Here is a 21,870-nt window from a genome sequence, read left to right on the forward strand (position 1 = left end):
AGCCGAACGCGGAGCGTCCGATGAGGCATTCCCACGCAGAGCATGGGAACGATCAGTTAGCGCGCCAGATCATTCATTCGCTGGAGCACGGCATTGAGGCCATTACTGCGCGATGGCGATAGTTGTCGCGAAAGCCCTAGCTGATTGAACCAGTCCGGTAAATCAACCTGGTGCAATTCAGTGGCCGACAAACCGTTAACCCGCAACAGCAACAACGCCACCAACCCACGAATCATCCGTGCATCGCTGCTGGCGCTGAATTGCCAGTGACCGTCGTGCAGTTCACCAACCAGCCAGACCTGACTCTCACAGCCATGCACCCGGTTAGCGTCACACTTGTCGGCGTCACTTAGTGGCGGCAAACGATCACCAAACTGCATCAACAACCGCGCCCGTTGTTCCCAGCCCGCTGCATTCTGAAAAGTCTGCAGCGCCTCGGCGGCCTCAACCGGCAAACTCATCGCAACAACTCCAGCGCCTGATCCAGCGCTTCAAAGAAGCGTTCCAGATCCTCGGAATCGTTGTACAGCGCCAGCGACACCCGAATCGCCCCAGCCAGTTCGAAGCTTTTCAGCAGCGGCATCGCGCAGTGATGCCCGGCGCGCACGGCAATACCTTGCTCAGTCAAAAGATGCGCGAGATCGGCGTTATGCACACCCTCGACAACAAAACTCGCCAGCGCCAATTGCGGCTTGCCGAGCAAACGAATGCCGTTACGGGCGGCAAGGCCACGCAGCAGATAGTCATGCAGCGCAGCCTCGTGGGCGGACACCGCGTCCTGATCCAGACCGGCCAGATAATCCAGCGTCGCACCTAGGCCGATCACACTGGCAATCGGCGGTGTGCCCGCTTCAAAACCCAGCGGAGCAGGGCGGAAGCGCGCGTCGTGGTAGTTGGCTTCCAGCACCATTTCGCCGCCAAACTGCCAAGGCTTCAGTTGTTCAAGCGCTGCATTGAGCCCGAACAGAACGCCTAAACCATCCGGCCCATACAGCTTGTGGCTGGAAAACACGTAGAAGTCGCAACCCAGCGCCTGCACGTCATGCCGACCATGCACCACGCCTTGCGCGCCATCGACCACGGTCAGCGCGTTCTGCGCCTTGGCGATGCTCAGCAACGCCGGCAATGGCTGCCACGAACCGAGCACATTGGACAACTGACTGACTGCCAGCAATCGCGTGCGCGGGCCAATCAGATGCACAGCGGCAGCGAGGTCGATCAGGCCGTCGGCATCCAGCGGCAGAATCACCAGCTTCAGATTGCGCCGTTGTGCCAGTTGCTGCCATGGCAGCAGGTTGGCGTGATGCTCCAGGGCGCTGATGACAATTTCATCGCCCGGTTGAAAAAGAGGTTCCAGGCCATACGCCAGGAGGTTCAGCGCACTGGTGGCGCCGTGAGTAAAGATGATTTGCCCGCTGTCACCGGCATTCAGCCACTGGGCCACCTTCAGCCGACTGTCCTCGAACGCCTGCGTGGCATGAGCGCCGGGCAGGTGTTGCGCACGATGCACATTGGCTGCGCCGTTGGCGTAGTAATGCGTCAGTGCGTCGAGCAGGGCTTGGGGTTTTTGCGTGGTGGCGGCGTTGTCCAGATAGGTCTGGTCTTGCCGTTGCAGCGCGGCGATGGCCGGGAAATCGGCACGCCACGGGGAGGGAATCATCACAGTTTTTAGCCCTGGTGAAGAGGGGCGGGATGTACGCCAAATCCTGTAGGAGTGAGCCTGCTCGCGATGGCGTCCGTGAGGGCGCTAAAAGCATCGCGAGCAGGCTCACTCCTACAATGGATTATTCAAGCACTTAGTTGTGAGCGTGCAGCGCTTCGTTCAGTTCGATCGCCGATTTGTGGGTTTTGCACTCCACAGCACCGGTTTCCGAATTGCGACGGAACAGCAGGTCAGTCTGACCGGCCAGATCACGCGCTTTCACGACTTTAACCAGATTGTTGTGCTCGTCGAGCAGCGCAACCTTGGTACCGGCCGTCACGTACAGGCCCGACTCAACGGTGTTGCGGTCGCCCAACGGGATACCGATACCGGCGTTGGCGCCGATCAGGCAGCCTTCGCCGACCTTGATCACGATGTTGCCGCCGCCCGACAGGGTGCCCATGGTCGAGCAACCGCCGCCCAGGTCCGAGCCCTTGCCGACGAATACGCCAGCGGAAACGCGGCCTTCGATCATGCCCGGGCCTTCGGTGCCGGCGTTGAAGTTGATGAAGCCTTCGTGCATCACGGTGGTGCCTTCGCCCACGTAAGCACCCAGACGCAGACGCGCGGCGTCAGCGATGCGCACGCCAGCCGGTACCACGTAGTCGGTCATTTTCGGGAACTTGTCCACCGAGAACACTTCCAGCAGCTCGCCACGCAGACGGGCTTCCAGTTGCATTTCCGCCAGTTCGCTCAGGTCGATGGCGCCTTGGCTGGTCCACGCTACGTTCGGCAGCAGCGGGAAGATCCCGGCCAGGCTCACGCCGTGCGGCTTGACCAGACGGTGCGACAGCAGGTGCAGCTTGAGGTAAGCCTCAGGTGTCGAGGTCAGTTGCGCGTCTTCGGCCAGCAGGGTGGCGACCAGCGGCTTGTGGCTTTCGGCCAGACGGGTCAGCAGCTTGCCTTGTACGGCGTCGATGCCTTTCACGGCTTCAGCCAGTTGCGCAGCCTGCGCGGTGGTGAAGGTGATGGCCTGATTGCCTTCGGTGTAACCGAGGATCGGCGCAACCGCCGCGACCAGTTCGGCCGAAGGGTTGAGCAGTGGCTGTGCGTAGAACACTTCCAGCCACGCGCCTTGACGGTTCTGAGTGCCGACACCAAAGGCGATGCTGAACAGGGAATTGGACATGTAAATACACCTCTACAAAGAGTGACGGGCTGCTTACTTCAGAGCGGCCGCGTAGATATCTGGCTTGAAGCCAATCAGGGTTCGATCACCGAGATCGAGCACCGGGCGCTTGATCATCGAGGGTTGAGCGAGCATCAGTTCGATGGCTTTCGACTGGTCGAGATCGGCTTTGCGTTCGTCGTCGAGTTTGCGAAAGGTCGTGCCTGCACGGTTCAACACCGTTTGCCAGCCATGTTCGTCACACCATTGGGTCAGGTGCTCACGGTCGATGCCGGCGGTTTTGTAATCGTGAAAGTCGTAGCTGACAGCGTGTTCATCGAGCCAGGTGCGCGCCTTCTTCATGGTGTCGCAGGCTTTGATGCCGAAAAGGTGCAACGTTTTACTTGAAACGGTCAAGGAATCGCCCCCTTTACAGGTGCTGGAGAAAAATGGTGTCGGATTATGCCATGACCCTTCGGTGAATACGCAAAACCTGTGGGAGCGAGCCTGCTCGCGAAGGGGCCATATCAGGCGACATCGATATTGAATGATCCACCGCATTCGCGAGCAGGCTCGCTCCCACAAGGGACTGCAATCCGGCCGCTGCGACATAGGTGCAACGGTCAGATTCATCCTAAGCGGCTAATATGGCAGTTCAACGCTGTCGATCGTCTGAGATTTCCGCTTTATGCAAACCGCTTACACCGTCCTGATCCTGCTGATGCTGGTCAGCGTCTCGCGGCTGGTCGGACGGGTCATCCCGTTGCCACTGCCGCTGGTACAAATCGCCGCTGGCGCCTTGCTCGCCTGGCCGACCCTCGGTCTGCATGTGGCCCTCGATCCCGAATTGTTCCTGTTTCTGTTCCTCCCGCCGTTGTTGTTCTCCGATGGCTGGCGCATGCCCAAGCGCGAGTTCTGGCATTTGCGCGGGCCGATCCTCACGCTGGCGGTGGGGCTGGTGTTGTTCACCGTGGTCGGCGCCGGGTACTTCATTCATTGGTTGTTGCCGTCCATTCCACTGCCGGTGGCTTTCGCCCTGGCGGCAGTGTTGTCGCCGACGGACGCCGTGGCGGTGTCGGCCATTTCGCAAAACCGTTTGCCGACCCCGCTGATGCATATATTGCAGGGCGAGGCGCTGATGAACGATGCCTCGGGTCTGGTGACCTTCAAATTCGCCCTGGTAGCGGCCATCACGGGCGTGTTCTCGCTGACCAACGCCAGCCTGACCTTTGTCGTGGTGGCGCTCGGCGGGTTGGCGGTCGGTGTGGCCTTGAGCTGGCTGGTCGGGCGCTTGCGGGCATGGATGATCGCCCGCGGCTGGGATGATCCGGCCACTCACGTGGTGTTCATGTTGCTGTTGCCGTTCGCTGCTTATGTGTTGGCCGAGCGTCTTGGCGTGTCGGGCATTCTCTCGGCCGTGGCGGCGGGGATGATGCAGAGCTGGCTCGATCTGCTGCCACGACAGACCAGCACCCGCCTGCTTAATCGCAGCGTCTGGTCGCTGCTGGAGTTCGCATTCAACGGCTTGATCTTCCTCCTGCTTGGCCTGCAATTGCCGGACATCATCAAAGCTGTGGTCAGCCATGAACCGACGCTCTGGCCAACGTTGTTCTATCGCTGCCTCGATGTCGTGGCGATTTTCTTCGCGCTGGTGTTACTGCGGTTTATCTGGGTGCAAAGCATCTGGCGATTATCTGTGCTGCTGCGCCGTTTGCGTGGCAAGGGCGAGCTGACACAAGTCCCGACCGCGCGCTCCTGCTGGTTGCTGACCGTCGGCGGTGTGCGCGGTGCGGTGACGCTGGCCGGTGTGATGTCAGTACCGATGTTGATGGGGGCTGATGCGTTTCCCGAGCGTGATCTGCTGATTTTCATCGCCGCCGGAGTGATTCTGCTGTCGCTGATATCGGCGTGTATCGCGCTGCCTTTGCTGTTGCGCGGCATCGAAAAAAGTCCGGACGACAAACGCCGCCAGGAAGTGCGTGATGCCTGGCGCAAAACCGCAGAAGCGGCGATTCATGCGCTGGAGACCGAAGAAACCACCCCGCAGGACGCCGCTCAGGCTGCGCTGTCGGCCGAGCTGAAGGCGCGGATCATGTCCGAGTATCGCCATCAGCTCGATGTCTTCAACGACTCCGCCGAAGCGCAGGCCTTGGCGTTCCAGATGGATCTGCTCGAGCGTCGCATGCGCCTGAAAGCGCTCAGGGCACAGCGTCTGGAACTCTATAGCCTCAGTCGTCATCACCAGATAGGTGATGACGTCCTCAGAGAAGTGTTGGCCGATCTGGATTTGAGTGAGGCCAATCTGGGGAAGGTCAAATAACCCATCAAGAGTCCGCACCAGATGCCTGGTGCGGACTCTTGATGATTACTGCTGGCGAGTGATGAAGGCGCGAATCCGTTCGGCGGCTTCGACGCATTCGGCCAGGGGGGCAACCAGTGCCATGCGCACACGGCCTGCGCCCGGGTTGACGCCATCGACATCACGGGACAGGTACGAACCCGGCACCACGGTCACGTGCTCTTGCTCAAACAGGTCGCGGCAGAATGCGGCGTCATCACCTTGCACGTTCGGCCACAGATAGAAGCTGCCATCCGGACGCTGCACGTCCATCACCGGGCTAAGGATTTCCAGCACCGCATCGAACTTCTCGCGGTACAGCGCACGGTTGGCGCGCACATGCACTTCGTCGTTCCACGCAGCAACGCTGGCCAGTTGCGTTTGCACCGGCATCGCGCAGCCGTGGTAGGTGCGATACAGCAGGAAACCTTTGAGGATGTCGGCATCGCCGGCAACAAAACCCGAGCGCAGGCCCGGCAGGTTGGAGCGCTTGGACAGGCTGTGGAACACCACGCAGCGTTTGAAGTCCTTGCGACCCAATTCAACGCAGGCCGTCAGCAAGCCCGGCGGCGGCGTTTGCTCGTCGAAGTACAACTCGCTGTAGCACTCGTCGGCGGCGATCACGAAGTCGTACTCGTCGGCCAAAGCGATCAGTTTTTTCAGGGCGTCGACCGGGATCAGCGCGCCGGTCGGGTTGCCCGGCGAGCAGAGGAACAGGATCTGGCAACGTTTCCAGATGTCCGGCGAAACGGCATCGAAATCCGGGTTGAAGCCGTTCTCGTCCAGGCACGGCAGGTAGTGCGGCTTGGCCCCGGCGAGGAACGCGGCGCCTTCGTAGATCTGGTAGAACGGGTTCGGGCTGACCACCAACGCATCATCGCCACGGTTGACTACGGTCTGGGTGAACGCGAACAGCGCTTCACGGGTGCCATTGACCGGCAGCACGTTGCGCGCCGGATCGATCCAGCCGCTTGGCACGCCGAAACGACGCTCGCACCAGCCGGCAATGGCCTCGCGCAGGGCGGGGATACCGAGGGTGGTCGGGTAGACGGCCATCTGATCCAGACTGTTGGCCAGCGCTTCGGCGACAAAGCTTGGCGAGCGATGTTTCGGCTCGCCGATCGACAGGGCGATCGGGCGTTTGTCCGGGTTCGGGGTCACGGTGCCGAGCAGGGCGCGGAGCTTTTCGAACGGGTACGGCTGGAGCTGGTTCAGAGCGTTGTTCATTGGGGCTGGGTCTCGTGCAAAGCCATTTGAATCCGGGGCGCCATCAAATACTGAGGCGCGACAGTTTGATATCGGGTTCCTGATTGACGCTCAGTTGCTCAACGATCGCATCCTGCAAACGGCTGCACAGCAACGGGTCGGACAACGGTTGGTTGTGGGCGTCGGTGATGAAGAAGACGTCTTCCACCCGCTCGCCGAGGGTCGCAATCTTGGCGTTCTGCAGCGACAGGTCGAACTCGAGGAAAATCCCGCCGATCCGTGCCAGCAGGCCCGGGCGATCAGGGGCGGTCAACTCCAGCACGGTCACCGGACGCTGCGCATCGTTGTGGATGGTGACCTGCGGCGCAAAGGCGAAATGCTTGAGCTGGCGCGGCACGCGGCGCTGGATGATCGTCGGGTAATCGTCTGGGTTGCGCAGGGCTTCGGTCAGGCCTTCGCGGATCTGCTTGACCCGTGCCGGGTTGTCGCCGATGGATTCGCCTTCGTTGTCGAGCACAATGTAGGTGTCGAGGGTGAACTGGCTGCTCGAAGTGATGACCCGGGCGTCGTGAATGTTCAGGTTGAGCTGATCCATCGCCGCCACGGTCACGGCGAAAAAGTCGTGCTGGTCCGGTGCATAAATGAAGATTTGCGTGCCGCCCTCGAACTCGCGCTGGGTGGTTTCCTTGATCAGTACGAGCGGCCCGCCATCGACCGGTTGCTGCAGGATCGCATCGCTGTGCCAGGCCACGTCGCCGGCGGTGTGGCGCAGGAAATAGTCATCGCCCAATTGCGCCCACAACTGCTCGACGTCGTCCGGGTCGGTGCCACCACGCACCAGAATATCCAGCGCGGCGCTTTGGGTCTGGCGGATCTGCTCTTCGCGGTCCACCGGGTTTTCCAGGCCACGGCGCAAGGCGCGCTTGGTCTCGGTGTAGAGCTGGCGCAACAGGCTGGCGCGCCACGAGTTCCACAGTGTCGGGTTGGTCGCGTTGATGTCGGCCACGGTCAGCACGTAGAGATAGTCGAGGCGGGTTTCATCGCCAACCGCCAAGGCAAAATCGTGGATCACCTGCGGGTCGGACAAGTCCTTGCGCTGGGCGGTGGTCGACATCACCAGATGGTTCTGCACCAGCCAGACAATCAGACGGCTATCCCACACCGGTAACTGATGACGCTGGCAGAACGCCTCGGCATCGACTGCGCCGATCTCCGAGTGATCGCCATGCCGGCCTTTACCGATGTCGTGGTACAGGCCCGCCATGTAGATCAGTTCGGGCTTAGGCAGTTTGGCCATGAGTTTGGCGGCCAGCGGAAATTTCTCCGAGACCTGGGTGTACTGCAATTTGCGCAGGTGCTTGATCAGGTTCAGCGTATGCGCATCGACCGTATAGATGTGAAACAGGTCGTGCTGCATCTGCCCGACGATAAAGCCGAATTCGGGCAGATAACGCCCGAGAATGCCGTAACGGTTCATCCGGCGCAGGTTGCGGTGGATGCCGATCTTGCACTTGAACAGCTCGATGAACAGGCTGGTGTTGCGAATATCGTTGCGGAAGTTGTCGTCGATCAGGTGACGGTTTTCCCGCAGCAATCGAATAGTGTCGGCACGCACGCCTTTGATTTCCGGCTGCTGGGCCATCAGCACGAAGATCTCGAGCATGGCGAATGGCGTGCGGCGGAACACGTTGTCGTTGCGTGCCTCGATATAACCGTCGTGCAACTGGAAGCGTGAGTTGATCGGCTGCGGCGCAGCTTCGTCTTCCGGCGCGAGAATGACTTCCTCGAAGTGCTGGATGATCAGGTCGCTGAGCTGGGCAATGCTCATCACCACACGGAAATATTGCTGCATGAAGTTTTCGACGGCCTGTTTGGCGTCGTCGCCTTCAAACCCGAGCAGCCCGGCAATGGTGCGCTGGTGATCGAACAGCAAGCGGTCTTCCGAGCGGCCCGCCAGCATGTGCAGGGCGTAGCGCACTTTCCAGAGGAATTCCTGAGAGGAGGCGAGCAGGGCGTTTTCGCTTTCGACCAGGAAGCCTTCGCCGGCGAGAGCGCGCAGGTTCAGGGTGCCGTACTGACGCCGGGCCACCCACAGAATCGTCTGGATATCCCGCAGGCCGCCGGGCGAGCCTTTGACGTTGGGTTCCAGGTTGTATTCGGTGTCGTTGTATTTGTGGTGGCGTGCCTTTTGTTCGGCGCGCTTGGCGAGGAAGAACTCTTTGGCCGGCCACATGTGTGCGGTGCTGGTGACATCGAGCATGCGCTGACGCAGACGCTCGGGACCGCAGATGGTGCGGCTTTCCATCAGGTTGGTGACGACGGTCAGGTCAGCACGGGCCTCTTCGGCGCATTCGTCGACCGAGCGCACGCTCTGACCGACTTCCAGGCCGATGTCCCACAGCAGCGTCAGAAAGCGCTCGATGGAGTCGCGGAAAACTTCGTGGTCGGCACTGTCCAGCAGAATCAGCAAGTCGATGTCGGAATACGGGTGCAGCTCACCGCGACCGTAGCCGCCGACCGCGACCAGCGCGATGTCGGCGTCTTCGCTCCAGTTGAACTGCTCCCAGGCCTTTTGCAGGATGTTGTCGACGAACCAGGCGCGGTCTTCGATCAGGCGGCGGATGTCGCGGCCATTGCGAAAACGCGTGTCGAGCACCTCGCGAGCCTGGCGGATCGCCTTCTTGAACGCCGCGATAGGACTCGCTTTCAGGGCCAGTTCAGCCTGGAACTGGCCGCGGTCGAAGAGTTCGGGATCCACCTGCGGCATCGATTGGCTTTCCTTCTATAAGGCTGGGAGCGTTGTCTGGATCAGGCCGAGACGCGCGGGATGGTGTCGTCGGCGCGCAGGGTGAAGATCTCGTAACCGGTGTCGGTGACCAGCAGGGTGTGTTCCCACTGTGCCGAGAGCTTGCGGTCCTTGGTGATCGCGGTCCAGCCGTCGCCCAGTACTTTGGTGTCGGCCTTGCCCTGGTTGATCATTGGCTCGATGGTGAAGGTCATGCCGGCCTTCAGTTCCATGCCGGTGCCCGCGCGGCCGTAGTGGAGGATCTGCGGCTCTTCGTGGAAGACCTTGCCGATGCCGTGACCGCAGAACTCGCGAACCACCGAGAAACCGTTCTTCTCGGCGTGCTTCTGGATCACTTCGCCGATGTCGCCGAGGCGGCAGCCGGGTTTGACGATCTCGATCGCCTTGTACATGCATTCCTGGGTGATCTGCGACAGACGCTCGGCCCAGACCGGCACTTCGCCGACGTGGAACATGCGGCTGGTGTCGCCGTGGTAGCCGTCTTTGATCACGGTAACGTCGATATTCAGGGTGTCGCCGTTTTTCAGCGGCTTGTCGTTCGGGATACCATGGCAGACCACGTGGTTGATCGAGGTGCAGATCGACTTCGGGTAGCCCTTGTAGTTGAGCGGGGCAGGGATGGCTTGCTGCACGTTGACGATGTAGTCGTGGCAGATCTGGTTCAGCTCATCGGTGGTGACGCCCGGCTTGACATGTTCGGCAATCATTTCCAGCACATCGGCGGCCAGTTTGCCGGCGACACGCATGCCAGCGATGTCCTCGGGAGTTTTGAGGTTGACGGTCATACAGGCTCTCTCTGCGCTCGGCGGCGCTTGCTGATACGAATAGGGTGGCGAGTGTTCGATTGGCGACCCTGAAAAACGCGATTCTAACAGACGCACGGCGCAATTCAGCGCCCGCGTGTATCGCTTCTCTCTATACAATGGTGCGTTCGGGGCCGATTCCAAGGGGGCTGCGCCCATGTCCTTGGTGCGAATACAGATTCCGGGTTCCGTTTCTGCGCACCCTGTGGTATAAAATGCGCCGCTTTCCGGGGATACCCCGAAAAGCTTAAATCCACACACGTGTCGACACGATGACCTGGGTGCTTTTGGCTTTATGCCACTGGTTGGTCATTGGGATACGTGGAGGCCAAACCCGACTTATTAAGGAACTATCATGTCCCAAGTCAATATGCGCGATATGCTGAAGGCCGGTGTGCACTTCGGTCACCAAACCCGTTACTGGAATCCGAAAATGGGTAAGTACATTTTCGGCGCGCGTAACAAGATTCACATCATCAACCTTGAAAAAACCCTGCCAATGTTCAACGAAGCTCTGACTTTCGTAGAGCGTCTGGCCCAGGGCAAAAACAAGATTCTGTTCGTCGGCACCAAGCGTTCCGCTGGCAAGATCGTTGCTGAAGAAGCAGCACGTTGCGGTTCGCCGTACGTCGATCACCGCTGGTTGGGCGGCATGCTGACCAACTTCAAAACCATTCGTGCTTCCATCAAGCGTCTGCGTGACCTTGAAGTTCAAGCCGAAGACGGTACTTTCGCCAAGCTGACCAAGAAAGAAGCGCTGATGCGCTCCCGTGACCTGGAAAAGCTGGATCGTTCGCTGGGCGGCATCAAGGACATGGGCGGTCTGCCAGACGCACTGTTCGTGATCGACGTTGACCACGAGCGCATCGCGATCACCGAAGCCAACAAGCTGGGCATCCCGGTAATCGGCGTTGTCGACACCAACAGCAGCCCGGAAGGCGTTGACTACATCATCCCAGGCAACGATGACGCAATCCGCGCTATCCAGCTGTACATGGGTTCGATGGCTGACGCAGTGATCCGTGGTCGCAACAATGTTGCTGGCGGCACTGTAGAATTCGCAGCTGAAGAAACTCAGGCTGCAGCTGAGTAATTAGCGCCCTGGCGTTAACTCAGTAAGCAAAAAGGGGGCTTGGCCCCCTTTTTGCCACCTCGAAAACCATTTGTCGGCAGCGCAGCTACAGCTCCTGTAACGTGCAGCAGCTACAAGGTGGGGCTCGGGAAGAATTGAACGCCCGTTCGATCGGGTGGAATGGTTGAAAACCTATCCAAGAGGAATTTGAAAATGGCAGCAATTACTGCAGCGTTGGTTAAAGAACTGCGCGAGCGTACCGGCGAAGGCATGATGGACTGCAAGAAAGCCCTGGAAAAGGCTGACGGCGACATCGAAAAAGCCATTGATGACATGCGTGCTTCGGGCGCGATCAAGGCTGCGAAAAAGGCTGGCAACGTTGCCGCTGAAGGCGCAATCGCAATCAAGGACGACGGTAAAGCTGCCGTTATCCTGGAAGTGAACTCGCAGACCGACTTCCTGGCCCTGCAAGACGACTTCAAAAACTTCGTTGCTGCCAGCGTTGAAAAAGCCTTCGCTGACAAGCTGACCGACGCTGCTCCGCTGATCGCGTCGCAAGAAGCTGCTCGTGAAGCGCTGGTTGCCAAAGTAGGCGAGAACGTCAACATCCGTCGTCTGACCCGTATCGAAGGTGACGTTGTAGGTTCGTACCTGCACGGCAACAAGATCGGTGTTGTTGTGGCTCTGAAAGGCGGTGACGTCGAGCTGGCCAAAGACATCGCGATGCACGTCGCTGCTAGCAACCCTGAGTTCCTGCTGCCTTCGCAAGTTTCGGCTGAAGCGATCGAGCGTGAAAAAGCTGTGTTCCTGCAGCTGAACGAAGAGAAGATCAAAGGCAAGCCAGAAAACATTGTTGAGAACATGGTCAAAGGCCGTATCAGCAAGTTCCTGGCAGAAGCAAGCCTGGTTGAGCAGGCGTTCGTCAAGAACCCTGAAATCAAGGTTGGCGAGCTGGCCAAGAAAGGCGGCGCAGAAATCGTTTCCTTCACTTACTACAAAGTAGGCGAAGGCATCGAGAAGCCGGTCGACAACTTCGCTGAAGAAGTTGCTGCCCAGCTGGCTGCCGCCAAGCAATAAGACGGTTTTTCAACTGTCGCCCGAAAGAGGCTGCCCGCTTACGCGCGCAGCCTCTTTTCAGATGGGGTTGCCAATTTTTAATTGGTTTCCACTTGGAACTGACTTACAAAGCCATGTTCCGATGGCGCTGAAGCAGCGCCAAGCTAGAGTGAACGCCAGCTGTAAACAGCTCGCAAAGAATTTTTAAATACGCCGCAGGAGAGATTCGCAATGGCTCAGCAGGGCAGTGGTTATCAGGCTCGCTATAAACGCATTCTACTCAAGCTTAGCGGCGAGGCCCTGATGGGCTCGGAAGAGTTCGGGATCGATCCAAAAGTGCTGGATCGGATGGCGCTGGAAGTCGGCCAACTGGTCGGCATCGGCGTACAGGTCGGTCTGGTGATCGGCGGTGGCAACCTGTTCCGTGGCGAAGCCCTGAGCAAAGCCGGTATGGATCGGGTGACGGGTGACCACATGGGCATGCTGGCCACTGTGATGAACGCCCTGGCCATGCGCGATGCGCTGGAACGTGCCAACATCTCGGCCATCGTGATGTCGGCGATTTCCATGGTGGGTGTGACCGATCACTACGATCGCCGCAAAGCCATGCGTCACCTGAACTCCAAAGACGTCGTGATCTTCGCTGCCGGTACCGGCAACCCGTTCTTCACCACGGATTCGGCAGCCTGCCTGCGTGCAATCGAAATCGATGCCGATGTCGTGCTCAAGGCGACCAAGGTCGATGGCGTCTACACCGCTGACCCGTTCAAAGACCCGCATGCCGAGAAGTTCGATCATCTGACTTATGATGAAGTACTGGATCGCAAGCTGGGCGTTATGGATCTGACCGCTATTTGCCTGTGCCGCGACCACAAAATGCCGCTGCGCGTATTCAACATGAACAAGCCCGGTGCCCTGCTGAACATCGTCCATGGCGGCGCTGAAGGCACCCTGATCGAGGAAGGTCAACAATGATCAACGAAATCAAAAAAGACGCTCAAGAGCGCATGCAGAAATCCCTGGACTCTCTGATCCACGCCTTTGGTCAGATTCGTACCGGCAAGGCTCACCCAAGCATTCTGGGTAGCGTGATGGTGCCGTACTACGGCGCAGACACTTCCATCACCCAAGTGGCCAATATCACTGTAAAAGACTCGCGCACCCTGCAAGTCGTTGCCTTCGAGCGCAATATGCTCGCCGCAGTCGACAAGGCAATCCAGAGCGCTGGTCTGAACCTCAACCCGACCAACCTGGGCGAGTTGTTGCTGATCTCCATGCCTGCCCTGACTGAAGAAACCCGCAAGGGCTTCACCAAGCAGGCGCGCAGTGCTGCCGAAGACGCGCGTGTTGCCGTGCGCAACATTCGTCGTGACGCTTTGGGTGAGCTGAAGAAACTGGTCAAGGACAAAGAAATCAGCGAAGACGAAGAACGTCGTGCTGCTGCCGATATTCAGAAAATCACCGACAAGGCTGAAGCTGATATCGACGCGGCTACCAAGCAAAAAGAAGCGGATCTGATGGCCGTATAAGGTTCGAGCTTTTAATGGACAAGACCAAGCAGACTGCGCCGTCCGCGGTGCCGCGCCATGTCGCGATCATCATGGATGGCAACAATCGCTGGGCGAAAAAACGCTTTATGCCGGGTGTCGCCGGGCATAAAGCGGGTGTGGATGCTGTGCGGGCCGTCATCGAGGTGTGCGCCGAGGCCAAGGTCGAGGTGCTCACCCTGTTCGCGTTTTCCAGTGAAAACTGGCAGCGCCCGGCCGATGAAGTCAGTGCCTTGATGGATCTGTTCTTCAAGGCATTGCGTCGTGAGGCCAAGCGCCTCAACGACAACAACATTAGCCTGCGCATCATTGGCGATCGTTCACGCTTTCATCCGGAGCTTCAGGCAGCAATGCGTGAAGCTGAAGCGATGACGGCGGGTGCCAACCGTTTCATCCTGCAAATCGCCGCCAATTACGGCGGTCAGTGGGATATTGCACAGGCTGCCCAGCGTCTGGCGCGTGAAGTTCAGGCTGGGCACCTGCGCCCGGAAGACATCACCCCGGATCTGCTGCAAACCTGTCTGGCGACCGGCGATCTGCCATTGCCGGACCTGTGCATCCGTACCGGTGGCGAACACCGCATCAGCAACTTCTTGCTGTGGCAACTGGCTTACGCCGAGTTGTACTTCTCCGACCTGTTCTGGCCGGACTTCAAACACGATGCCATGCGTAATGCGCTGGCCGATTTCGCTTCGCGCCAGCGTCGCTTCGGTAAAACGAGCGAACAGGTCGAAGCTGGAGCCCGGGTTTAATGCTTAAACAACGAATCATCACTGCGCTGATCCTGCTGCCGATCGCCTTGTGCGGTTTTTTCTTGCTCGAAGGTTCGGGTTTTGCCCTGTTCATCGGTCTGGTCGTGAGTCTGGGGGCTTGGGAATGGGCGCGTCTGGCGGGATTTACCGCTCAATCGTTCCGCGTCGGGTATGCTGCGGTCGTCGCATTGATGTTGTTCGTCATGTATGTACTGCCGGGCCTGGCACCGTGGGTGCTGGGGGCTTCGGTGCTCTGGTGGGCGGTGGCGACTTACCTTGTGCTGACGTATCCGCGTTCCAGCGAGCATTGGTCCACGGCTGCCACCAAACTGGTCATTGGCTTGCTGATTCTGTTGCCGGCCTGGCAGGGTTTGGTGCAGATCAAGCAGTACCCGCTAGGTAACTGGCTGATCATGGCGGTGATGGTGTTGGTCTGGGGTGCCGATATTGGTGCTTACTTCTCCGGGCGCAAATTCGGCAAGCGCAAGCTCGCCCCGCAAGTCAGTCCGGGTAAAAGCTGGGAAGGCGTGTACGGTGGTCTGGTGCTGAGTCTGCTGATTACCGCCATTGTCGCGTTTGTCCGCGACTGGACCGTCGCCGAGTTGCTTAAAGGCTTGATTGGCGCTGCGCTGATCGTCTTCATCTCCGTGGTTGGCGATCTGACCGAAAGCATGTTCAAGCGTCAGTCCGGTATCAAGGACAGCAGTAATCTGCTGCCCGGTCATGGCGGCGTGCTTGATCGTATCGACAGTCTGACCGCGGCCATTCCGGTCTTCGCCGTGCTGCTGTGGATGGCTGCACCGTGAGTCGCCCACAACAGATTACCGTTTTGGGTGCGACGGGCTCGATCGGCCTGAGCACACTCGATGTCATTGCTCGTCATCCTGAGCGTTATCAGGTTTTCGCGTTGAGTGGTTTCACGCGTTTGAGCGAGCTTTTCGCCTTGTGCGTGCGCCACGTGCCGCAATTCGCTGTGGTGCCCGAGGCAACTGCCGCGCGCAGTTTGCAGGACGATTTGCGTGCCGCCGGTTTGCCGACCCGCGTATTAGTAGGGGAGGAGGGCCTGTGTCAGGTCGCTGCTGCTCCGGAAGTCGACGCGGTGATGGCAGCAATCGTTGGTGCAGCAGGGCTGCGTCCGACCTTGGCGGCCGTTGAAGCGGGCAAGAAGATTCTTCTGGCCAATAAAGAGGCGCTGGTGATGTCCGGCGCCTTGTTCATGCAAGCGGTGCGCAAGAGCGGTTCAGTACTGCTGCCGATCGACAGCGAACACAACGCGATTTTCCAGTGCATGCCACAGGATTTTGCTCGTGGATTGAGCTCGGTCGGTGTCCGTCGGATTTTACTCACGGCCTCTGGTGGTCCGTTCCGACAGACGCCCATGAGTGAATTGGCGCATGTTTCACCTGATCAGGCGTGTGCGCACCCTAACTGGTCCATGGGGCGCAAGATTTCGGTCGATTCGGCCAGCATGATGAATAAAGGTCTTGAACTGATCGAGGCTTGTTGGTTGTTTGATGCAAAGCCTTCGCAGGTCGAGGTGGTGATTCACCCGCAGAGCGTGATTCACTCGCTGGTCGATTATGTCGACGGTTCGGTACTGGCGCAGTTGGGCAATCCCGATATGCGTACGCCGATTGCCAATGCCCTAGCCTGGCCGGAGCGCATTGATTCCGGTGTAGCACCGCTGGATCTGTTCGCCGTCGCGCGTCTGGATTTCGAGGCGCCGGATGAAGAGCGCTTCCCTTGCCTGCGTCTGGCGCGGCAAGCTGCCGAGGCTGGCGACAGCGCTCCGGCGATGCTCAATGCGGCCAATGAAGTGGCGGTGGCGGCGTTTCTCGACGGACGGGTCCGTTACCTGGAAATCGCGAGTATCATCGAGGAAGTCTTGAACCTCGAGCCGGTTGTTGCATTGGCAGATCTCGAGGCCGTGTTTACGGCTGATGCCAAGGCGCGAGTCCTGGCTGAGCAATGGTTGAAGCGTCACGCTCGATAAAACTTGCAACACAATGGCTACACGCGGCACTGAACAGGATTGCGGAGAAAGTAGATGAGCGCGCTCTATATGATTGCCGGCACCCTGATCGCCTTGGGTGTGCTGGTCACCTTTCACGAATTCGGCCACTTCTGGGTCGCGCGTCGCTGTGGCGTCAAGGTTCTGCGCTTTTCCGTAGGCTTCGGCATGCCGTTGCTGCGCTGGCATGACAAGCAAGGCACCGAATTTGTAATCGCGGCGATACCGTTGGGTGGCTACGTCAAGATGCTCGATGAGCGCGAAGGCGAAGTGCCAGTCGATCAGCTTGACCAGTCGTTCAACCGCAAATCCGTGCGTCAACGTATCGCCATTGTTGCCGCCGGGCCCATTGCCAACTTCCTGTTGGCGTTGGTGTTCTTTTGGGTATTGGCCATGCTCGGCAGCGAGCAGATTCGCCCGGTCATTGGTGCAGTTGAGTCCGGCAGTATCGCCGCCAGTGCCGGTTTGAACGCTGGTCAGGAAATTGTTGCTGTAGATGGTGAGCCGACTACCGGTTGGGCTGCCGTCAATCTGCAATTGGTCCGGCGCCTTGGTGAAAGCGGTTCTCTGCAGTTGCTGGTGCGTGAGCAGGGTTCGACTGCGGATACGCCGCGTGAGCTGAAGCTCGATAACTGGCTCAAAGGTGCTGATGAGCCGGACCCGATTCGCTCTCTGGGTATTCGTCCTTGGCGCCCGGCTCTGCCGCCGGTGTTGGCCGAGCTTGATCCGAAAGGTCCGGCCCAGGCCGCTGGCCTGAAGACTGGTGATCGCCTGTTGGCACTCGACGGCCAGGCGCTGAATGACTGGCAACAAGTGGTCGATACCGTTCGTACGCGTCCTGATACCAAAATCATGCTGCGCATCGAGCGTGACAGTGCTCAAATCGACGTCCCTGTGACTCTGGCAGCGCGCGGTGAAAGCAAATCGCCAAGCGGATATCTGGGCGCGGGTGTGAAAGCTGTCGACTGGCCGCCGGAGATGATCCGCGAGGTCAGTTATGGGCCGTTGGCCGCGATTGGCGAGGGCGCCCGTCGCACTTGGACCATGAGCATTCTGACGCTCGATTCACTGAAGAAAATGCTGTTCGGCGAGCTCTCGGTAAAAAACTTGAGTGGACCGATAACCATTGCTAAAGTGGCGGGCGCTTCTGCCCAGTCGGGCGTTGCTGATTTCCTGAATTTCCTTGCTTATCTGAGTATTAGCCTGGGGGTTCTGAATTTGCTGCCCATTCCTGTACTGGATGGGGGGCATTTGTTGTTTTATCTGATCGAGTGGGCGCGTGGTCGTCCCTTGTCGGATCGGGTGCAAGGTTGGGGGATACAGATCGGTATCAGTTTGGTGGTCGGGGTGATGTTGCTTGCTCTGGTCAACGATCTGGGTCGACTGTAACGCTTCGCTGAATTGCGAATCTGCCGCATTTTGCGGCAGTTTGTTTATTGCCAGTTGGAATAAGAAAGGACTTCATGAAACGTCTGCTGCTAACTGCGGTTCTCACCGTATTGATGATCGCCGAAGTTCACGCCGAGTCCTTCACTATCTCTGATATTCGCGTCAATGGCCTCCAGCGGGTCTCCGCGGGTAGCGTCTTTGGTGCCTTGCCGTTGAACGTCGGTGAGCAGGCGGATGATCGTCGCCTGGTGGAATCCACTCGTGCGTTGTTCAAAACCGGTTTCTTTCAAGATATCCAGCTGGGCCGCGAAGGCAACGTTCTGGTAATCACGGTCGTCGAGCGTCCGTCGGTCGCCAGTATCGAAATCGAAGGCAACAAGGCGATCTCGACTGAAGACCTGATGAAAGGTCTCAAGCAATCCGGTCTGGCCGAAGGCGAGATCTTCCAGCGCGCCACCCTTGAAGGCGTGCGTAACGAACTGCAACGTCAGTACGTCGCGCAAGGTCGCTACTCGGCTACGGTCGATACCGAAGTGGTATCGCAACCGCGTAACCGCGTCGGCCTGAAAGTGAAGATCAACGAAGGTACCGTTGCGGCGATTCAGCACATCAACGTGGTGGGCAACACGGTTTTCCCTGAGGAAGACCTGACCGACCTGTTCGAACTGAAGACCACCAACTGGCTGTCGTTCTTCAAGAACGATGACAAGTACGCCCGTGAAAAACTGTCCGGTGACCTGGAGCGTCTGCGTTCCTACTACCTGGATCGTGGCTATATCAATATGGATATCGCTTCGACTCAGGTGTCGATCACTCCGGACAAGAAACACGTCTACATCACTGTCAACGTCACCGAAGGCGAGAAGTACACCGTTCGTGACGTCAAGCTCAGTGGTGATCTGAAAGTCCCTGAAGATCAGGTCAAGTCCCTGCTGCTGGTGCAGAAGGGTCAGGTGTTCTCGCGCAAGCTGATGACCACCACGTCCGAGCTGATCACTCGTCGTCTGGGTAACGAGGGTTACACCTTCGCCAACGTCAACGGCGTACCTCAGCCGCACGATGAAGATCACACTGTCGATATCCTGTTCGCTGTTGATCCGGGCAAGCGTGCCTACGTCAACCGCATCAACTTCCGTGGCAACACCAAGTCCGAAGACGAAGTGCTGCGTCGTGAAATGCGTCAGATGGAAGGCGGCTGGGCTTCGACTTACCTGATCGACCAGTCCAAGACCCGTCTTGAGCGTCTCGGCTTCTTTAAAGAAGTGAACGTTGAAACTCCGGCTGTTCCGGGTGTCGACGACCAGGTAGATGTTAACTACAGCGTTGAAGAACAGGCTTCCGGTTCGATTACCGCCAGCGTCGGTTTCGCCCAGAGCGCCGGTCTGATCCTCGGTGGTTCGATCACTCAGAACAACTTCCTGGGTACCGGTAACCGCGTCAGCATCGGCCTGACTCGCAGCGAATACCAGAGCCGCTACAACTTCGGTTACGTTGACCCGTACTGGACCGCCGATGGCGTGAGCCTGGGTTACAACGCGTTCTATCGCACCACTGACTACAAAGACCTCGACGTCGACGTAGCGAGCTATGCGGTAGACAGCCTGGGCGCCGGCGTAAACGTTGGCTACCCGATCAGCGAGACTTCGCGTCTGACGTTTGGTCTGTCGGTTCAGCAGGACGAGATCAAGACCGGTACCTATACCGTTGACGAGATTTTCGACTTCGTGAACAAGGAAGGCGACAAGTACCTGAACTTCAAGGCTTCGGCCGGCTGGTCCGAGTCCACCCTGAACAAAGGCGTACTGCCGACCCGTGGTCGTTCCCAGAGTCTGACCCTGGAAACCACAGTGCCGGGCAGCGACCTGTCGTTCTACAAACTTGATTACCGCGGTCAGCTGTTCCAGCCGATCAGCGAGAACTACACCCTGCGTCTGCACACAGAGCTGGGTTATGGCGACGGATACGGCGGAACCGATGGCTTGCCATTCTATGAAAACTACTATGCTGGTGGTTTCAACTCGGTTCGTGGCTTCAAGGACAGTACCCTCGGCCCGCGCAGTACGCCGAGCCGTGGTACCAACCCGGGTACATTGGCTGACCCGGACCAGGATCCACTGCCGTTCGGTGGTAACGTCCTGATCCAGGGTGGTGTCGAGGTTCTGTTCCCGCTGCCGTTCGTGAAAGATCAGCGTTCCCTGCGTACTTCTGTTTTCTGGGATGTGGGTAACGTATTTGACTCGCAGTGCAAGGACACTACCAATGCGAACGGCTCGACGTCGAACACCAAGTGCAACGACATCAGCTTGAGCAACATGGCCAGTTCCGTTGGTGTGGGTGTGACCTGGGTCACCGCACTGGGTCCTCTGAGCTTCGCGTTGGCCATGCCGATCAAGAAGCCGGATGAGGCTGAAACTCAAGTGTTCCAATTCTCCCTCGGCCAGACGTTCTAAGCGTCTGACCCAAGATAACGACAATGGATTTTGTAGGAGTGCATCGTGCGTAAGTTGACTCAATTGGTTCTCCTGGCCTCCTTGATGGTGGCAGGCCCGGCATTTGCCGACATGAAAATTGCCGTTCTGAACTATCAGATGGCCTTGCTGGAATCCGACGCGGCGAAGAAATATGCCGTGGATGCCGAGAAGAAGTTCGGTCCGCAACTGACCAAACTGAAGACGCTGGAAAGCAGCGCCAAAGGCATTCAGGACCGTCTGATGGCCGGTGGCGACAAAATGCAGCAAGGTGAGCGTGAGCGTCTGGAGCTGGAATTCAAGCAAAAGGCCCGTGACTTCCAGTTCCAGTCCAAAGAGCTGAACGAAGCCAAAGCTGTTGCCGACCGCGAAATGCTCAAGCAGCTGAAGCCGAAACTGGATAGCGCAGTGGAAGAAGTCATCAAGAAAGGTGGTTTTGACCTGGTGTTCGAGCGTGGCGCAGTGATTGATGTCAAACCTCAGTACGACATCACGCGCCAGGTTATCGAGCGCATGAATCAGCTGAAGTAACCCATGACCGTGACTATCAAACTCGGCCAGTTGGCCGAGTTCCTCGGCGCCACCCTGCGTGGCGACCCTGAGAAGCAAATTACTGGGCTAGCCACTTTGCAAGAGGCTGGCCCAGCTCAGTTGAGCTTTCTGGCAAACCCTCAATATCGCAAATACCTGGCGGGCTCGCAGGCAGCTGCATTGCTGCTCAAAGAAGCTGATGCCGAAGGTTTTGCCGGTAATGCGTTGGTCGTGCCTGATCCTTACCTGGCTTACGCGCGTATCTCTCATCTGTTCGATCCCAAGCCAAAAGCCACTGCGGGTATCCATCCTTCAGCGGTCATTGCGGCGGACGCGGTGGTTGATGCAACCGCCAGCATCGGTCCTTTCGTAGTGATCGAGGCCGGCGCACGCGTTGGTGCGCACGTGACGCTGGGTGCGCATTGTGTCGTCGGTGCCCGCAGCGAAATCGGCGAAGGCGGCTGGCTCGCGCCGCGCGTGACGCTGTATCACGACGTGCGCGTCGGTAAGCGTGTGGTGATTCAGTCCGGTGCTGTGCTCGGGGGTGAAGGCTTCGGCTTCGCCAACGAAAAAGGCATCTGGCAGAAAATTGCTCAGATCGGTGGTGTGACTATCGGCGACGATGTCGAGATTGGCGTGAACACCGCCATCGACCGCGGCGCTCTGGCCGATACCGTGATTGGCAATGGCGTGAAGCTCGACAACCAGATCCAGATCGCCCACAACGTTCAGGTCGGTGATCACACCGCCATGGCGGCGTGCGTCGGGATCTCCGGCAGCACTAAAATCGGCAAGCATTGCATGCTCGCCGGCGGTGTCGGTCTGGTCGGCCACATTGATATTTGCGACAACGTTTTCCTGACCGGGATGACCATGGTGACCCACTCGATTACCGAGCCGGGTGCCTATTCTTCCGGTACAGCCATGCAACCGGCGGCCGAATGGCGCAAAAGCGCGGCCCGCATCCGTCAGCTCGATGACATCGCGCGACGTTTGAAACAGCTGGAAAAGCGCGTAGGGGAAGTGACCCCTGACGGCAATGCTTCATCTGATGGCTGATACCATTTCCATATCAAGTGTG

General features: G+C 58.6%; 19 protein-coding genes. 12 read left to right on the forward strand and 7 right to left on the reverse strand.

Annotation, left to right across the window (positions count from 1 at the left end; genetic code table 11):
- Positions 1 to 56: 56 nt before the first annotated feature.
- The 4 genes from ACOYXH_RS02110 to ACOYXH_RS02125 form a co-directional block, all read right to left on the reverse strand.
- Entirely contained in the window at positions 57 to 461 is a 405-nt protein-coding gene (locus ACOYXH_RS02110; protein ID WP_095126484.1) for a SufE family protein, read from the reverse strand.
- Entirely contained in the window at positions 458 to 1,663 is a 1,206-nt protein-coding gene (locus ACOYXH_RS02115) for an aminotransferase class V-fold PLP-dependent enzyme (RefSeq protein WP_460410223.1), read from the reverse strand. Before ACOYXH_RS02115 ends, ACOYXH_RS02110 begins: the two co-directional genes overlap by 4 nt.
- 133 nt (positions 1,664 to 1,796) lie before the next feature.
- Positions 1,797 to 2,831 carry a 2,3,4,5-tetrahydropyridine-2,6-dicarboxylate N-succinyltransferase gene (gene dapD, locus ACOYXH_RS02120; RefSeq protein ID WP_460410224.1) on the reverse strand — a complete coding sequence of 345 codons (1,035 nt, stop codon included), beginning with the start codon at positions 2,829 to 2,831 and terminating at the stop codon, positions 1,797 to 1,799.
- A gap of 33 nt (positions 2,832 to 2,864) precedes the next feature.
- Complete coding sequence (locus ACOYXH_RS02125) at positions 2,865 to 3,227, reverse strand: ArsC family reductase (protein ID WP_003222107.1); 363 nt, start codon at positions 3,225 to 3,227, stop codon at positions 2,865 to 2,867.
- A 271-nt stretch (positions 3,228 to 3,498) separates the two neighbouring features.
- Here ACOYXH_RS02125 and ACOYXH_RS02130 point away from each other — a divergent pair, with 271 nt between their 5' ends.
- Positions 3,499 to 5,130, forward strand: a complete 1,632-nt coding sequence (locus ACOYXH_RS02130; RefSeq protein ID WP_320413952.1) for a Na+/H+ antiporter — start codon at positions 3,499 to 3,501, stop codon at positions 5,128 to 5,130.
- A gap of 45 nt (positions 5,131 to 5,175) precedes the next feature.
- Here ACOYXH_RS02130 and dapC read toward each other — a convergent pair whose 3' ends face one another.
- The 3 genes from dapC to map are packed head-to-tail and all read right to left on the reverse strand — an operon-like array spanning position 5,176 to position 9,945.
- Positions 5,176 to 6,375, reverse strand: a complete 1,200-nt coding sequence (gene dapC / locus ACOYXH_RS02135) for a succinyldiaminopimelate transaminase (protein WP_095126487.1) — start codon at positions 6,373 to 6,375, stop codon at positions 5,176 to 5,178.
- Positions 6,376 to 6,418: 43 nt separating this feature from the next.
- Positions 6,419 to 9,121, reverse strand: a complete 2,703-nt coding sequence (locus ACOYXH_RS02140) for a [protein-PII] uridylyltransferase (RefSeq protein WP_093436598.1) — start codon at positions 9,119 to 9,121, stop codon at positions 6,419 to 6,421.
- Between the two features lie 41 nt (positions 9,122 to 9,162).
- Positions 9,163 to 9,945 carry a type I methionyl aminopeptidase gene (gene map / locus ACOYXH_RS02145; RefSeq protein ID WP_007908857.1) on the reverse strand — a complete coding sequence of 261 codons (783 nt, stop codon included), beginning with the start codon at positions 9,943 to 9,945 and terminating at the stop codon, positions 9,163 to 9,165.
- A 373-nt stretch (positions 9,946 to 10,318) separates the two neighbouring features.
- Here map and rpsB point away from each other — a divergent pair, with 373 nt between their 5' ends.
- The 11 genes from rpsB to lpxD all read left to right on the forward strand — a co-directional run bounded on the left by rpsB (position 10,319) and on the right by lpxD (position 21,848).
- A complete protein-coding gene (gene rpsB, locus ACOYXH_RS02150; RefSeq protein WP_003222119.1) occupies positions 10,319 to 11,056 on the forward strand; it encodes a 30S ribosomal protein S2 in 738 nt (245 codons plus the stop codon).
- Positions 11,057 to 11,248: 192 nt separating this feature from the next.
- Positions 11,249 to 12,112: a translation elongation factor Ts gene (tsf, locus tag ACOYXH_RS02155; protein WP_093436595.1), complete on the forward strand. Its 864-nt coding sequence runs from the start codon at positions 11,249 to 11,251 to the stop codon at positions 12,110 to 12,112.
- A 210-nt stretch (positions 12,113 to 12,322) separates the two neighbouring features.
- Positions 12,323 to 13,066: a UMP kinase gene (gene pyrH, locus ACOYXH_RS02160; protein ID WP_003222124.1), complete on the forward strand. Its 744-nt coding sequence runs from the start codon at positions 12,323 to 12,325 to the stop codon at positions 13,064 to 13,066.
- On the forward strand, positions 13,063 to 13,620 hold the full coding sequence (frr, locus tag ACOYXH_RS02165; RefSeq protein ID WP_095050399.1) for a ribosome recycling factor: 558 nt from the start codon (positions 13,063 to 13,065) through the stop codon (positions 13,618 to 13,620). Before pyrH ends, frr begins: the two co-directional genes overlap by 4 nt.
- A gap of 14 nt (positions 13,621 to 13,634) precedes the next feature.
- Complete coding sequence (uppS, locus tag ACOYXH_RS02170; protein WP_007908854.1) at positions 13,635 to 14,390, forward strand: polyprenyl diphosphate synthase; 756 nt, start codon at positions 13,635 to 13,637, stop codon at positions 14,388 to 14,390.
- Positions 14,390 to 15,196: a phosphatidate cytidylyltransferase gene (locus tag ACOYXH_RS02175; RefSeq protein ID WP_093436592.1), complete on the forward strand. Its 807-nt coding sequence runs from the start codon at positions 14,390 to 14,392 to the stop codon at positions 15,194 to 15,196. The genes uppS and ACOYXH_RS02175 overlap by 1 nt, the downstream gene beginning before the upstream one ends.
- Positions 15,193 to 16,383 carry a 1-deoxy-D-xylulose-5-phosphate reductoisomerase gene (ispC, locus tag ACOYXH_RS02180; RefSeq protein ID WP_095050400.1) on the forward strand — a complete coding sequence of 397 codons (1,191 nt, stop codon included), beginning with the start codon at positions 15,193 to 15,195 and terminating at the stop codon, positions 16,381 to 16,383. The genes ACOYXH_RS02175 and ispC overlap by 4 nt, the downstream gene beginning before the upstream one ends.
- 54 nt (positions 16,384 to 16,437) lie before the next feature.
- Positions 16,438 to 17,790, forward strand: coding sequence for a sigma E protease regulator RseP (gene rseP, locus ACOYXH_RS02185; protein ID WP_258709321.1), 1,353 nt, complete (start codon positions 16,438 to 16,440; stop codon positions 17,788 to 17,790).
- 74 nt (positions 17,791 to 17,864) lie between these two features.
- The gene (gene bamA, locus ACOYXH_RS02190; protein WP_258709322.1) at positions 17,865 to 20,240 is read left to right on the forward strand and encodes an outer membrane protein assembly factor BamA; all 2,376 of its coding nucleotides are present in this window, start codon (positions 17,865 to 17,867) and stop codon (positions 20,238 to 20,240) included.
- Between the two features lie 45 nt (positions 20,241 to 20,285).
- Positions 20,286 to 20,789: an OmpH/Skp family outer membrane protein gene (locus ACOYXH_RS02195; protein ID WP_007908849.1), complete on the forward strand. Its 504-nt coding sequence runs from the start codon at positions 20,286 to 20,288 to the stop codon at positions 20,787 to 20,789.
- A gap of 3 nt (positions 20,790 to 20,792) precedes the next feature.
- Positions 20,793 to 21,848 (forward strand): UDP-3-O-(3-hydroxymyristoyl)glucosamine N-acyltransferase, encoded by a 1,056-nt coding sequence (lpxD, locus tag ACOYXH_RS02200; RefSeq protein ID WP_258709323.1) that lies wholly within the window; start codon positions 20,793 to 20,795, stop codon positions 21,846 to 21,848.
- Positions 21,849 to 21,870 lie beyond the last annotated feature (22 nt).

The sequence above is a fragment of the Pseudomonas sp. Mb7 genome, assembly GCF_054790525.1.